We start from the raw sequence: 12447 nt of genomic DNA on the forward strand, positions 1-12447 counted from the left end.
GAGACAAAGATTTATGGAAAAGACTGAATTAAAGCCTCAAAGTGTGTTTCATTACTTCGAGGAAATATCTAAAGTGCCGCGCCCTTCAAAGAAGGAAGAGAAAATAATTGCTTATTTAAAGGAGTTTGGCCAGAAGCATAAGTTAGAAACAAAGGTAGATGAAATAGGGAATATACTCATAAAGAAACCGGCTACTCCGGGAAAAGAAAATCTGAAAACTGTTATTCTTCAATCTCATGTCGATATGGTTTGCGAAAAGAACAGTGATGTGGAACACGATTTTATGAATGATCCTATCGAAATCATTATTGAAGGCGATTGGATGAAAGCCAATGGAACTACATTAGGGGCTGATAATGGTATTGGAGTGGCTACTCAATTAGCATTATTAGCTGCTGACGACATTGAACATGGTCCTTTGGAGTGCTTGTTTACCGTTGATGAAGAAACAGGATTGACAGGCGCCTTTGCGCTGAAAGAAGGTTTTATGAATGGAGATATCCTTCTTAACCTTGATTCGGAAGATGAAGGAGAGATGTTTATTGGTTGTGCCGGCGGGGTAGATTCTGTAGGGGAATTCAAATATAAAGAGGTTCCTGTACCTGCCGGTTACTTCTTCTTTCGCGTAGGCGTAAGCGGTTTGAAAGGAGGACATTCCGGAGGTGATATACATTTGGGTCGTGGTAATGCCAATAAAATATTAAATCGCTTTTTGAGCCAGACTGCAAAGAAATATGATTTATACCTTTGTGAGATAAACGGAGGTAACCTGCACAATGCTATTCCTCGCGAAGCTTATGCGGTTTGTGCCGTTCCTTTTGATGCCAAGGAGTCTATTCGGGTAGATTTGAATATTTTTACGGCAGATATGGAAAATGAACTAAGTGTAGTAGAGCCCGATATGCAACTAACATTAGAATCGGAAACTGCACGTCCTAATGCAATTGACCAGGAAACCTCCGGCAAACTATTCAAAACTCTGTATGCGTTGCATCATGGAATATATGCTATGAGCCATGATATGCCCGATTTGGTAGAAACGTCTACAAATTTGGCTTCTATAAAGATGAAAGAAGATAATACTATTAAGATAGAAACCAGTCAACGTAGTTCCATTTTATCTGCTCGTGATGATATGGCTAATACAGTGCGTGCTGCATTGGATTTGGGTGGGGCTAAAGTATCTTATAGTCATGGATATCCGGGATGGAAACCAAATCCAAACTCGGAAATTCTGAAAGTGGCTATTTCTTCTTATAAGAAACTGTTTGGAACAGACCCCAAAGTGAAAGCTATACATGCCGGATTGGAATGTGGACTTTTTCTTGATAAATACCCACACTTAGATATGATTTCTTTTGGTCCGACTTTAAGAGATGTTCATTCTCCGGACGAAAGAATGGAAATTTCAACTGTAGATAAGTTCTGGAAGCATTTACTGGATATATTAGCCAATATTCCGGTGAAGAAATAATAGATGTAGAGGGGGCAGGCTTTATGCCCCCTTTGATAAATAGTAATACATGAAAAAACTACTCATACTTTTTTTATTCCTTCCTCAATTACTCATAGCACAAGACACCATTCCTTTTCGTATTGCTTTTTTCAATGTAGAAAACCTTTTTGATGTTTGCGATGATCCTTTGAAAGATGATAATGAATTTCTTCCTACATCACATCGCAGATGGCACTATGGAAGATATAAAAAGAAACTGGCTGATGTAGCTCGCGTTATAACAGCAGTGGGAGAGTGGGAACCTCCGGCTTTAGTTGGACTTTGCGAAATTGAAAACGATACAGTAATGCGGGATTTAACCTTTTATTCTCCTTTAAAAGAACATACTTATAGATATGTAATGACGAATTCTCCTGATCCGCGTGGTATAGACGTGGCTTTACTCTATCAACGGGATAAATTTAAGCTACTTTCAAAACAATCTATTCCGGTGAAGTTTAAAGAAACAAAGAAAGTAAGTAGAGATATTTTGCATGTTTCCGGCTTGATTATAACGAAAGATACTATAGATGTATTTGTTGTACATTTCCCTTCAAGATCGGGAGGAGAAAAAGAAACCGAAAACTATAGAGTGCAGGCCTCGTTATGTTTAAAGAATTCGGTAGATAGCTTAATGTCTGTGCGTGTTTCTCCTCGTATTATTATCATGGGAGATTTTAATGATTATCCTTCTAATCGATCCATCTCGGAAGTTTTAATAGGTAAAACCGCCAATCAGTCTTATGACCGGAAGCAGTTGTATCATTTGTTGGCTTCAAAATCGAAGAAGAAAAACTGGGGCTCATACAGGTATAAAGGAAACTGGGGACTATTGGATCATATTATCGTATCCGGAGGCTTACTTGATAATCAATCTTGTTTTTATACAGATGAAGATAAAGCAAATGTTTCGTTTTTACCTTTCATGTTGATAGAAGATGAAAAGTATGGAGGGCTTTCTCCATTTCGAACTTATTCGGGAATGAGATACCAAGGAGGCTTTAGCGATCATTTACCTGTCTATGCCGATTTCCTATTAATACATAAATAAAAGGCACAGAGCGTTATTGAGAGCTCTGTGCCTTTTGTTTGTGCGATAACTATTTAATAATTATGGTCTGTCAGCTTCCTCTACTCCGAATGTAGCAGAAGGTTGATTGCCCATTTCAAATTCCAGTTTACCTCCGGCAACAATGTCTTTATGAAGAATATAAGACTTGGTATACTTCTTACCGTTAAGTTTAACGCTTTGGATGTATATGTTTTCTTCGCTATTGTTATGAGCTATAATCTGGAATGTTTTATTCTTGCCTACTTGTAGGGTAGCTTTGTCGAACAATGGACTTCCGAATACATAAACACCTCCCGCAGGGGCTACCTGATAGAAACCTAATGCAGACATAATATACCAGGAAGACATCTGACCTACGTCTTCATTACCACTTAATCCGTTAGGATCGTTGAAGTAAAGTGTAGTAAGTACTTCGCGAACGATTTTAGCAGTTTTCCAAGGTTGTCCTACATAAGCATACATATAGGCTATGTGATGGCTGGGTTCGTTACCGTGTGCATATTGTCCGATAAGACCGGATATATCAGGTGAAGCTCCTTCTCCTAAACTTCCTTCGACTACGAATAAAGAATCGAGTTTGTTGATAAATGCGTCTTCGCTTCCGAATAATTCAACTAAACCTTTTACATCATGAGGTACGAGCCATGTATATTGCCATGCATTTCCTTCTGTGTAATCATCTTCCCGGTGAGTAGAATGGAAAGGATTAAACGGTTCACGGAACTGACCTTCCGGTGAAAGTCCTCTCATAAACTGAGTATTTTTGTCGAAGTAATGTGTGTATGATTTGCTTCGATTCAGGAAATACTCGTAATCTTCTGTTTTGCCTAATTCTTTAGCTACTTGAGCAATGGTCCAGTCGGCTAAAGCATATTCTAATCCTTTTGCAACAGATTCATTTTCAAGATTATATGGAATGTAATCATATTCTTTCAAAAACTTCAAACCTCTTTCATCTAACATCGCAGAGGTTTTCATGGCTTCGAAAGCTGCTTCTTTATCTACATCATATCCCTTCAGTACCATGTCGGCGAGAGCAGCTATACCCGGATTACCAACCATACAGTCTGTTTCGTTACCAACTAAATGCCATACAGGCAGTTTACCTTGACGATTGAATATGGAAAGGAATGTTTTACCATAATCAGGAATCAATTCCGGATGAATAATAGTAGCAAGCGGATGAGCTGCACGGTAAGTATCCCATAAAGAAAGAGTAGTGTACTCTGTGTATTCTGCATTTACATCACTGAACACAGAAGGTGCAGTCATAGAGTGGAAGAGAGCTGTGTAGAATATCTTCTTATCAGTTTCATTACTTGTTTCAATGATGATTTTGTTAAGATGCTTATCCCACGCTTTAGTTGCTTCGTCTGCAATGGTTTGCATACTCCACTCAGATTGAGGTTGTTCTGTTGCAAGGTTTAACTTGGCATTCTCAATGCTTGTTGGTGATAAACCTACTTTCACACAAATGGCTTCTTGTTGTGTGGTATCGAACATTAATTTAGCGAATGCCGTTTTGGTAGTAATTGATTGAGCATCGGTATATTCCTGATCTTCTTCTGATACTTTAAAACCTTTAATAGGTGTAGAGAATACAGCTGTGAAATATATTTTCTGATCTCTGGCCCATCCTTTGGAATATCTGTATCCTGAAACTACAGTATCATTCTCTTGAACCAGATACCCTTCTTTGGCACTGTCCCAGCCGATACCTCGTTTTAAGTCGATAATGATTTGAGCATTTTCATTCTTGGGGAATGAATAGCGATGAAATCCGGTACGTGCCGTAGCTGTTAATTCAACAGCAATGTCTGCCTCGGGCAGCCAAACAGAATAATAGCCCGGTTTCACAACTTCGAACTTATGCTCGAATTTATGTTCGCGACGATCGTCTGTAGTAGGGAAGAAGGTGATATCTCCAAGATCTCCGATACCCGTACCACTTAAATGCATGTGACTGAATCCTACAAGGATTGAATCACTGTAATGATAACCCGAGCACCAGTCCCAACCACGCGTTTGTTGGGTAGGACCTAACTGTACAAGACCGAACGGAACATTTGCTCCAAGAAATACATGCCCGTGTCCACCTGTACCGATGTAAGGATTTACATGTCCGGTAAGTTCTACGGGCGTAGTACTAACGTTTTGATTCGAATCACAGGAGTTCAAGGCTAATAATAACCCGCACGCTGCAAGACATTTCCATGGTTTTAAGAATCTCATGATCTATTTGTTTTATAAATAATATTTTCAGATGCAAATATACGGAAAGAACTGCATTTATTTTGCAGTATTCTTTCCATTGGCAAATGTAAATGGTGTAAATGTGAATGATAATTTGCCGGCATTAACCAATTCATCATGGGTGATACGGTATTTGTTATAGCTCTTATCTCCAAGCTTTATCTCTCTGATGTATCTGATTGGTTGGTCGGAACCTTTAGCCTCAATCACCAATTCTTTTTGTTTGTACCATTTAGGGTCGAGTTTGATGGTGACTTTATCAAATACAGGACTGGTTAGCGTATATTCTGGTAATCCGGGACAATCGGGATAGAATCCGATCATATTAAAAATAGCCCATCCGGACATGGTACCGGTATCGTCATTACCGGGAATTCCGCTTGGCTTGGTAGTGAAATACTTATCTAATAGGCGTTGTACCTGATATTGTGTACGCCATTCTTCACCTTTGAAATAGCTGAATAAGTGAGGATAAGCAATATCCGGTTCATTAGCAGGATCGTACAGACCTTCATCGAATACCATTTGCAGTTTATCTATAAACGCTTTGCGACCTCCCATCAATTTAGTTAATCCCGGAATGTCATGAGGTACATAGAATGTATAGTTCCAGGAGCTTCCTTCGTGGAATCCCGGGTTGGGTTCGAAGTTCTCTCCCTGACGGGGATTGAACGGACTAATAAAACTGCCATCGGGCAACAGAGGGCGGAAAGTTCCGTACTCTTTGGAGTAATAATGCTTATATCCCAAAGAACGTTTGTAGAACTTCTTTGCATCTTCTTTCTTACCTAAAGCTTCGGCAAAACGAGAGAGGGCGAAGTCTGCGATATAATATTCAAGTGCATGAGAAACAGAGTTGTCATACTTTTCTCGCAATGGAACATATCCCAATGACATATAATCGTCGTTGTCGGGACGCATCAAATTCTCGGAACCGGGCATAGTGGCAGATTTGTACATGGCTTCGTAGGCGAGGTCTACATCAAAATCCCTTAATCCTTTCATCCAGCTATCTACAATAACAGGGATGCTTGGATCTCCTTCCATGGTTAACGTTTCACGTCCGTAAAGCTCCCATTTAGGGAACCATCCGTGTTCACGATACATATCGAGCATGGTTTGTATCATTTCCATCTGACGCTCGGGATATACTAAGGTAAGCAATTGATGAACATTGCGATACGTATCCCAAAGAGAAAATACAGTATACCGATTGCCTTTGGTTGTTAGTATTTGATCGCTCTCCATAGCCGGATATTCTCCATTTACATCCTGTAAAATGTTGGGATGGATAAGTAAATGATAAAGAGCTGTATAGAATACTGTTTTCTGATCTTTAGTTCCACCTTCTACATAAATGCGAGAGAGATCGCTGTTCCATTTCTCAACAGCTTCCGCATAAATTTTATCGAAGTTCTTATTGGCTTGTTCCACGTTTAAATTCAACCGAGCATTTTCTATGCTGACAAATGAAACGCCCATTTGTACCTCGATGGTTTCGCCTTCCTCTGTATTGAAAGTAAAGAAAGCACCAATATCATCTCCGGCAATATCTTTAGAGTATTTGGTGTAAAGCTTATACTTTCCCTGATCGGAATCCCATTGCGCTTCTACTTGCATGGGGCGTTGTTTCTTAAAGTAGCCGGTTTGAGCAGGTGCTTTGTTAACGCGCATTACGAAGTAGATGGGGAATACAGCTTGTGGGTTGTAACAGAAAGTACCCAATAGCTTCATTCCTTCAATTTCCTGATCATTTACTTTGCGCAGGAAGGCACCACTTTCGTTAGTCAATCCTTCACCGAGATTTAATACAATGTGACTTTCTCCTTTTGGAAAAGTAAATTTAGAAACACCGGTACGTGGAGTAGCAGATACTTCTGTTTTTACATTATACTTAGTAAGGAAGTTGGAGTAATATCCGGGAGATGCTTTTTCATCTTTATATTTACTTCCATATTCCTTATAATCTACATTTAACTTTCCGGTAGTTGGCATGAGTAAAAGCGATCCCAATTCGGGGCATCCTACACCACTCAGATTTACATGAGAGTAACCTGTAAAAAAGGTGTTATTATATTCGTATGGGGTAGACCACCAACGAGCATCCTTGTCATATTTGTTATCGGAGGAACCCATTACGTTGAATGGAACCACAGACATCATACCATTGGGGCATACAGCTCCGGGATTGGTAGTCCCGAAATTAGTTGTTCCGATAAACGGATCTACGTAGTCGGTAGGTTTAAAACTTTCCCGCTCTTTCGCGGAGGAAGAAAGAGCAAGGAAAGTTAGTGTGCAAGCTAATAAAAATCGATTCATAGAGTATTTTGTTTGGTAAATTCAATAATCTCGGGGATATAGCCGAATGCCATTCCTGTGACTGTATCCGCACATCCGTAATAAATGGCGATACGTCCGCTTTGTGGGTCGTGCAGCGAAGCACAAGGGAAACAAACATTGGGAACATCTCCCATACATTCATATATTTTTTGTGGAGAAAGCAGGTAAGGGGCCGAACGGTATTTTACTTTCCAAGGTTCTTTCAGATCGAGCAGTGCAGAGCCGAAGCTGTAAACAAACCCATTGCAAGAAGCTAATACTCCATGATAGATTAACAGCCATCCTTCGGAAGTTTCAATAGGAATAGGACCTGCACCAATCTTGGTACATTGCCAGGCACTATCTTCAAATGGAGCAGGAGACATTACGTGACGATGTTTGCCCCAGAACTCCAAATCGGGAGATTCACTATAGAAGATATCTCCGAAAGGAGTATGCCCATTGTCGCTCGGGCGACTAAGCATAGCAAATCGTCCGTTGATTTTGCGTGGGAACATTACACCGTTTCTGTTGAAAGGAAGGAAAGCATTCTCTACCTGATGAAAAGTAATAAAGTCGAATGTATAAGCCACTCCAATAGTAGGACCGTGATATCCGTTACACCAAGTTACGTAATACCGATCTTCGATAAAGCATACGCGAGGGTCATATCCATATACCCATTCACCGATTTCTTTATCATCGCATTCGAACTTTAAAGGCGATTCGTTAATATTCCAGTTGATCGCATCTTTACTGAAACCTACATGTAAGCGCATTCTGCGGTTTGTGTCGTCACAACGAAATACACCCGCATACCCATCTTTGAAGGGTACAACGGCACTGTTGAATATACTATTAGATGTAGGTAAAAGGTCGCGCGGAATAACCGGGTTGGCAGAATAACGCCATACTACTTCTTTGGAACCTGCGGGACGATCTTCCCATGGCATATTGGGAAGGTTGTCTCCCATAATTTTAAGATTACTCATATATTTAAATTTTTAGTTTTTTAATATGGAACACAGAGACACGGAGACACAGAGATTTAATGTAAAACTCATAATTATTTCCTCTGTGCCTTTGTGTTCTAATCATGATTTGGCTTCTTTATTATTATATGTAAAAGGCACAAACCAAGTTATAAGGAAAGCCGGGATAGTAGCTACCAAAACCCAAATAAAGAAGTTTTGATATCCCAGCAAATCACTCAGGTATCCGCTCATCATTCCCGGCAGCATTACTCCCAGGTTCATGATGCCCGTTGCAAAGGCATAATGAGCCATTTGATGTTTACCCGGAGCTATTTGTTGCATCATAAAGAGCATTAATCCCACAAATCCGAATCCATACCCGAAATATTCAAATACTACTCCCGAACCGATGATCCATAGATTGGAAGGTTGATAAATGGCGAGTAGTAAGTAAACAATAAACGGAATGTTGAAAGCACAACATAAATGGAAGAGCGTCTTCTTTAGTCCACGGGCTGAAATATAATATCCGCCCAGAATAGAACCCAATATAAATGCAGCAGCGCCAAATGTACCGTAAACCAATCCGATATCCTGCACGGATAATCCCAAGCCTCCTTCGCCAACAGGTGCTTTAAAGAATAAGGGGACGATTTTTACTGCATACCCTTCGGCAAAGCGATATAAGACAATAAAAAGGATATAATACCAGATGTTTTTCTTTTCAAAAAAGCTGCGAATGACTTCCCACAGCATATTTCCCGCATCTTTTACAGAACGTACCTGATTGACAGATGCTCCACCCGAAGGAAGAATACGAATATGGTAAAGACCTATGAATGCCATGATAGCCGCACAAATAATCATAATCACCATCCATGCCTGAACAATGCCGAAGCTATCTTTCAGCATACCAGCTAAATAGACTAACCCGCCATTCGTCAGGATTTTAGCCATATTATAGAAAGCTCCCTGCCAACCAATGTATTTGGCTTGTTGGGTAGCATTCAGTTCGGTTAGGTAAACGCCGTCTCCTGCTATATCGTGGGTAGCTCCACTCAGAGCTATAACTCCCATTAATGCGATGGCATAAGTAAAGAAGCTCGGTAAGGGGAGGGAGAGTGCCACCAATGCAAAAGCTATTCCGGTAACAATCTCTGTGATAACTACAAAATATTTTTTGGTTTTGAACATCTCTAAGAAAGGACTCCATAAAGGCTTGAGCGTCCAGGGAAGCATAATCAGTGATGTCCAGAAAGTAATCTGCGCATTGGAAATTTCCAGATCGGAGAACATAAGTACCGATACCATGGACAATGCCACAAAGGGAAGCCCCATTGCGAAGTAGACAGTGGGTACCCAAAGTACCGGACTGACGGTTTGATGTTTGTTTTTCATGCGTTTTGTTATAGTATTCATATAGTACTACAACTGAAAGCATAATAATACTAACGTACGTTTCATAAAAAACGCAAAATATAGGGAAGAATTAATTAAATTCCAGCCCAAACGTTTCTTTCAGTTCTATTAAGGCTTTATTCTTTTCTGCCATTGCCAAGTATTTCTCCGACTTGGTAATGGGACGTTTTATTTCCGCGGCTTCGGTAATACGTACCGACATTTTTATTTGGCTGTTGCGTATTTGTTTACGCAAGTGAGCTTCAATTTCAGGTCCTAAAGCCATGAAGTTTTTGGCAGCAAGCTCATTATCTACCACCACTTCAAAAGTGGTAGCGTCTATTAACTTTACACGCATGTTTTGCATACGTACTTTCATGGCATTATAATCTATTGACAGCAAACCGGCAAACTCGTGCCAATAGAAGTTTAGGCTACTTTCATCAAAAGCGCAATCTATTTGAGGCTGGGCGGCAGTAGTGCTTTGCACTGTGGCAGCTTGACTTTGCGAAACTTGTGCCGTTTCTCCTCTCTGGAGGCTCTTAATGGAAATGCCTAACCCCGGTCTGCCGGCCGGGATTTTCTTTTCTTGTTGCGAGGCAAGCTTTTGAATAATATCGGGCATCTCCGTTCGCAAAGGAGCGGTTGCTTCCGTAGTACTTACATTTGTTTGCTGTTGAGCTGTGGGTGCAGTAGGTTGGGCAACAGGTCTTGACTGTGGTTGTACCTGTTGTACTTGCTGCTGCGGAGACGCAGTTGCTGCTGTCGCCGCTTGGAATACGGGTTGGATAATCTGTTTAGGGCTACGCCCATGACTCACGTCATCCCCCTCGGTGGTAAGCTGTGCAACCTGTATCAAGGTCAGTTCTACCAGCAAACGCTTGTTTTTACTGGTGCGGTAACTTAAATCGCAATCGTTGCAAAGCTTCATTGCTTTATACAAGAAAGGCAACGGGCATTTCTGTGCCTGCTCCTGGTATCGTTGGCGGATGCTTGCACCTACTTCCAATAAAGGGAGGGTAGCAGCATCTTTACTCACCAGCAGATCGCGGAAGTGCGATGATAATCCTGTTATAAAGTGACTTCCTTCGAAACCATTATTCAATACATCATTAAATAATAGCATGGCACCACTTACGTTTCCTTCCAAGAAGTAATCTGTTAAACGGAAGTAATATTCGTAATCGAGTACATTCAGGTTTTCGATAGCACTTTGGTAAGTAATATTCCCACCTGTAAAGCTTACTACTTGGTCGAAAATGGAAAGTGCGTCGCGCATACCTCCATCAGCCTTTAAGGCAATCACATTCAAGGCTTCAGGTTCGGCAGTTACTCCTTCCTTTTGGGCTACATACGTCAGGTGATTAACCGTATCATCTACACTGATACGATTGAAGTCATAAATCTGACATCTTGATAAGATAGTGGGCAATATCTTATGCTTCTCCGTAGTAGCCAATATAAAGATGGCATGACGGGGAGGTTCTTCCAACGTTTTTAAGAAAGCATTGAAAGCCGAAGCAGACAACATGTGTACCTCATCTATAATATATACTTTGTATTTTCCTATTTGGGGGGGGATGCGCACTTGCTCTACCAACTGACGGATATCATCTACCGAGTTGTTGGAAGCCGCGTCCAATTCATGAATATTGTATGAACGCTGTTCGTTGAATGCTACACAGGATTCGCAGGCGTTACATGCTTCTCCTTCCGGTGTAAGATTCATACAGTTAATGGTTTTCGCAAAGATACGGGCACAAGTAGTTTTTCCTACACCACGGGGTCCGCAGAATAAATATGCATGAGCCAATTTCTGAGTGGCAATAGCATTTTTAAGTGTAGTAGTGAGTGCCTTTTGTCCTACCACCGACTCGAATGTAGACGGACGGTATTTACGGGCAGATACAATATAGTTTTCCATACGTACAAAGTTACAGCTTTTTTCTTAACTAAATAAATGCCTTATTATTATTTAAGTGAAATAATAGTTGAAATTTAGTTGTGTTATATGTGGATAAAGAAAATGAGATAGATACGCGGAAAAAACGTACCCATTTTAATTACCCATTAGAACAAAAACATTCCTTCCACATTAATTCTTAATCCTTAATTCTTAATTATTAATTCAAATCACTATCTTTGCCATACACTTCTTTTATTTGCTGTTAATTATGGATAAACTGGCTTACTTTGGGAGATTCTTTGTAAAGCACAAGTACATTATTACCCTTGCTGCTTTCATCGTTATTATCGGTTTTCTGGACGAAAACAGTTGGGCACGCCGTGCCGGTTATGATCAAGAAATTAATAACCTGAAAAAAGAAATAGCCAAGTACCGTGCCGAGTATGAAGAAAGCACCGAAAAGCTGAATGAGCTGACTGCCAACCCCGAAGCTCTCGAACGCATAGCCCGTGAAAAGTACCTGATGAAGAAACCTAACGAAGATATATACGTATTCGATAATTAATGAAGAAAATAATCCCCGCTCTTTATGCAGTAGGCGCTGTGATGATACTAACAGGTGCCATCACCTTTATAACAAAATGGCCTTTTGCACCTTATATTTATACCATTGGCGCAACGCTGTTTGCATTGGCGCAAATCAATACCCCTTACGAAGGAGCTAACAAGAATGTGAAGCGTCTGCGTAGACAACAAATTCTGGGTGCTTTGTTTTTGGTTGCTGCCGGTGCTTTTATGTTCTTCACAAACAAGAATGAGTGGATCGTTGTTCTTACTATTGGAGCAGTGATTGAATTATACACCTCATTCCGGATTCCGCAAGAAGAACAAAAAGACCTATAAACCCGGTATGAAAGAGAATAATTAGTCTTTTGATTGTCTTTTTGTAGATATGGTTGACTCTTTAACGACTCAACCAATGAAAGAAAAGAAGTCCAACGATGCTCACGCTTTTCATTTTCGGATTCGT

General features: G+C 40.4%; 9 protein-coding genes. 4 read left to right on the forward strand and 5 right to left on the reverse strand.

Annotated elements, in window-relative coordinates:
- Positions 1 to 13: 13 nt before the first annotated feature.
- Together D0T60_RS16795 and D0T60_RS16800 are read left to right on the forward strand one after the other, a co-directional pair.
- Positions 14 to 1474, forward strand: a complete 1461-nt coding sequence (locus D0T60_RS16795; protein ID WP_163219330.1) for an aminoacyl-histidine dipeptidase — start codon at positions 14 to 16, stop codon at positions 1472 to 1474.
- Between the two features lie 49 nt (positions 1475 to 1523).
- Entirely contained in the window at positions 1524 to 2546 is a 1023-nt protein-coding gene (locus D0T60_RS16800; RefSeq protein ID WP_163219332.1) for an endonuclease/exonuclease/phosphatase family protein, read from the forward strand.
- A 60-nt stretch (positions 2547 to 2606) separates the two neighbouring features.
- Here D0T60_RS16800 and D0T60_RS16805 read toward each other — a convergent pair whose 3' ends face one another.
- The 5 genes from D0T60_RS16805 to D0T60_RS16825 form a co-directional block, all read right to left on the reverse strand.
- The gene (locus D0T60_RS16805; RefSeq protein ID WP_163219335.1) at positions 2607 to 4799 is read right to left on the reverse strand and encodes a GH92 family glycosyl hydrolase; all 2193 of its coding nucleotides are present in this window, start codon (positions 4797 to 4799) and stop codon (positions 2607 to 2609) included.
- Positions 4800 to 4856: 57 nt separating this feature from the next.
- Entirely contained in the window at positions 4857 to 7139 is a 2283-nt protein-coding gene (locus D0T60_RS16810; RefSeq protein ID WP_163219338.1) for a GH92 family glycosyl hydrolase, read from the reverse strand.
- Positions 7136 to 8131 carry a glycoside hydrolase family 130 protein gene (locus D0T60_RS16815; protein WP_163219340.1) on the reverse strand — a complete coding sequence of 332 codons (996 nt, stop codon included), beginning with the start codon at positions 8129 to 8131 and terminating at the stop codon, positions 7136 to 7138. Before D0T60_RS16815 ends, D0T60_RS16810 begins: the two co-directional genes overlap by 4 nt.
- A 102-nt stretch (positions 8132 to 8233) precedes the next feature.
- Positions 8234 to 9511, reverse strand: a complete 1278-nt coding sequence (locus D0T60_RS16820; RefSeq protein WP_163219342.1) for an MFS transporter — start codon at positions 9509 to 9511, stop codon at positions 8234 to 8236.
- 91 nt (positions 9512 to 9602) lie between these two features.
- A complete protein-coding gene (locus D0T60_RS16825) occupies positions 9603 to 11435 on the reverse strand; it encodes a DNA polymerase III subunit gamma/tau (protein ID WP_163219345.1) in 1833 nt (610 codons plus the stop codon).
- Positions 11436 to 11685: 250 nt separating this feature from the next.
- Here D0T60_RS16825 and D0T60_RS16830 point away from each other — a divergent pair, with 250 nt between their 5' ends.
- Together D0T60_RS16830 and D0T60_RS16835 are read left to right on the forward strand one after the other, a co-directional pair.
- Positions 11686 to 11982 (forward strand): septum formation initiator family protein, encoded by a 297-nt coding sequence (locus tag D0T60_RS16830; RefSeq protein WP_163219347.1) that lies wholly within the window; start codon positions 11686 to 11688, stop codon positions 11980 to 11982.
- A complete protein-coding gene (locus D0T60_RS16835; protein WP_163219349.1) occupies positions 11982 to 12320 on the forward strand; it encodes a hypothetical protein in 339 nt (112 codons plus the stop codon). Before D0T60_RS16830 ends, D0T60_RS16835 begins: the two co-directional genes overlap by 1 nt.
- Positions 12321 to 12447: the final 127 nt, after the last annotated feature.

It is taken from the genome of Bacteroides sp. 224 (assembly GCF_010500995.1).
Taxonomy (GTDB): Bacteria; Bacteroidota; Bacteroidia; order Bacteroidales; family Bacteroidaceae; genus Bacteroides.

Excerpts from the sequence above, each read along its gene's own strand:
- D0T60_RS16835 (WP_163219349.1), top strand. The coding sequence starts at position 11,982 with ATGAAGAAAATAATCCCCGCTCTTTATGCAGTAGGCGCTGTGATGATA.
- D0T60_RS16805 (WP_163219335.1), bottom strand. The coding sequence starts at position 4,799 with ATGAGATTCTTAAAACCATGGAAATGTCTTGCAGCGTGCGGGTTATTA.
- D0T60_RS16825 (WP_163219345.1), bottom strand. The coding sequence starts at position 11,435 with ATGGAAAACTATATTGTATCTGCCCGTAAATACCGTCCGTCTACATTC.
- D0T60_RS16800 (WP_163219332.1), top strand. The coding sequence starts at position 1,524 with ATGAAAAAACTACTCATACTTTTTTTATTCCTTCCTCAATTACTCATA.
- D0T60_RS16815 (WP_163219340.1), bottom strand. The coding sequence starts at position 8,131 with ATGAGTAATCTTAAAATTATGGGAGACAACCTTCCCAATATGCCATGG.
- D0T60_RS16830 (WP_163219347.1), top strand. The coding sequence starts at position 11,686 with ATGGATAAACTGGCTTACTTTGGGAGATTCTTTGTAAAGCACAAGTAC.
- D0T60_RS16810 (WP_163219338.1), bottom strand. The coding sequence starts at position 7,139 with ATGAATCGATTTTTATTAGCTTGCACACTAACTTTCCTTGCTCTTTCT.
- D0T60_RS16795 (WP_163219330.1), top strand. The coding sequence starts at position 14 with ATGGAAAAGACTGAATTAAAGCCTCAAAGTGTGTTTCATTACTTCGAG.
- D0T60_RS16820 (WP_163219342.1), bottom strand. The coding sequence starts at position 9,511 with ATGAAAAACAAACATCAAACCGTCAGTCCGGTACTTTGGGTACCCACT.